Annotated in this window: 1 protein-coding gene; it reads left to right on the top strand. The window is 31.3% G+C overall.

What is annotated here, in order from left to right:
* Positions 1-2,687 (top strand): hypothetical protein (locus tag B6S12_RS11230; protein ID WP_111230712.1); only part of this gene is annotated, 2,687 nt, incomplete at both ends.

Consider the following 2,687-nt stretch of genomic DNA (forward strand, 5'->3'; position numbering starts at 1 on the left):
ATCCTTCTATAATTGCAGGATTATTACAAGGAAACAATAATAATGTATTTATTGTAAATCCTAGTGGGGTAATAGTAACAGAGAGTGGAAGTATTAATGCTAATAAGTTTGGTATTTCTACATCTGCTATAGATACAGATACACTTAATGCTTTTAAAGAAGCTAATGAGGATAATACTTTAGCTTCTTTCTCTCCTGTGTTTAAATCTAATAGCACTAGAGGAGATATTATAAACAAAGGAAGTATTAATGCAGGTAATGTAAAATTAGTAGGGAATAGAGTAATCTTACAAGCTGGAGTAAATTTACAAGAGGATGGAAAAATAGGTGTTAATAAAATTAATACAAATAATATTAATATAGAGGGAAATACTATTAATATTGATGTGGCTACACTAGAAAATAATCCTACTTTAAATCTAAAAGCAAATAAAGATGGAAATCTTTATCTAAGTGCTACAGGATATTATTATAATACAAATGCTTGGAATAATACATATAGCTCTTTTACAAATATTAAAGACACACATAACCAATACATTTCTATTGGTAGTGATGTAGATTGGTGGCATTTTGCAAAAGGGTGGAATGAGTATGATTTAAACAATGAAGAAGTAGGTAAAGCTTTTAGAGAAACTGCGAGTGAATATAGATTAACCAACAATATAGACTTTGGGGCTAATTGCGATAGCAAAGGTAACTGCACAGGACAAAATTATGCTAATTATTGGATTGATTTTAATGATGATGGCATTAAGCAAGATGATGAGCGGACAAGTATGATGATAGGGTATTATTTATATAAAGGAGTATCTGGAGGCCCATCTTTGCTTATAGATAAATCCTTTAATAAAGCTTTCAATGGACAAGGCTATACACTAAAGAATATTAATATTGATACAAGTAAAATAGAAAATGCAAGAAATGTGGGTATTTTTGCTACTGTTGGAAATGGTGCAAAATTTAGCAATATTAATATTGATTATGGAAATGGTGGAATTAAAGCATTAGAAGAATATTCAATCGGAGTTGGTGGGTTTGTAGGGATGGCTACTCTTGGAAGCGGAGAGATAGAATTTAGCAATATCACTCTTAAAAATATTTCAAGTATAGAAACTGTAAAAAATCCAAAATATGCAAATGGTGGATATTCTGGCTATTTAGAAATTGGTGGATTTTTAGGGAGCTCAAGTAAAACAACGATAGATTCCATAAATGTTTCTAATGTAGCAATTGATAAAATTGGAACTATTAAAAGAGGTGGTGATATTGATGCTTATTTGGGTGGATTTACTCCAAGTGCTAAGGGCAAGTTTAATAATATCTCAATAACTAATGTTGGTTCAATAATAAGTAGCACTCCTGATGATTTTTATGAAGTTGGAAGAGGAAGTGGATTTGGTAATATTAGTGGTGAGGGAAGTAATATTATAATCAAAAATATAAATTTTATTGATGGTTCTGGTTTTGGTAGTGCTAGTGGGGAATTTAGCAATATTAAAATTAGCAATATTGGTAAATTGGTTGGAAGCCATTATGGTTTTGTAGAAATAGGTGGTTTTGGAGGTAGTGCTAGTGGGAAATTTGATAATATTTCAATTAGCAATATTGGTTCCATTATTGGAGGTTCGGGATTTGCTACATTAATTAATGGAGGCAAATTTAGCAATATTTCAATTAGCGATATTGGAAGCATTAGTGGAGATAATAGTGGGCGTGGTCTTTATGTAGGTGGATTTGCTGGGAAAATTGACGGAGGAACTTTTGAAAACATTTCTATTAGTAATATAGGAGATATAATTATCAATAGTTCACGTGGAGTATATGCTAATGCAGGTGGATTTGCTGGGAAAATTAATGGAGGAACTTTTAAAAATATCTCTATTAATAATATTGGAGATATTAAGGCGTTTGGAGGGACTGATATAGATGAAGTGAGTGCGGGAGGATTTGTAGGGACTATTTATGGAAAAAATCCAGTTTTTGAAAACATTGTATTGAATGGTATTGGTAGCATAGAAGCTGTAGATATGGAAAAAGAAACTGACAGTGAATGTTCTATATGCACTGGTTCTGGTATCATTGATGCTACTGCTGGTGGGTTTGCAGGATTTGTATTCACTTCCAAAGATACTCCTGCAAAATTTAGCAATATCTATATAAAGTTTAAAGAAGGTGCTACAATAAAAACTAGTGGCAAAGATAACAGTAATGATATAGATCCATGGGAGAGTGCAGTAGGTCAATTTATAGGTGTTGCTGGTGATTATACCGAAGAATCAACGACGCATTCGGATACAGGAATACAACAAGATAACATTAATTTGTATTATTCAAGCAATAGCGAAATAAAAGACTTAGAAGAAATAGGAAAAAAATATACAAAATTTGAAATTATCGGTAATCCCATTACAACTAGCAATAATCTAGACAATTTTAATCAAGATGTAAAAGATGGAATCACTAGCATAAAAGAAGATGCTAAAGGCAATTTAATCTTTACCAATGATTCTAGTGTAACAGAACCTACGATTATTCCACCGACTTCAAACCAAGATACTTATTTAAACACAAAGGATACTTATACCAAAATAGATTTAGAGGGTAACAACTTTAGCAAAGAAATCCTAGATTTAATTCTCAAAGATTTCTATAATGAAAAAATCATTATTGATTTACAAAAGAGT

The organism is Helicobacter valdiviensis (assembly GCF_003245365.1).
Classification (GTDB): domain Bacteria; phylum Campylobacterota; class Campylobacteria; order Campylobacterales; family Helicobacteraceae; genus Helicobacter_D; species Helicobacter_D valdiviensis.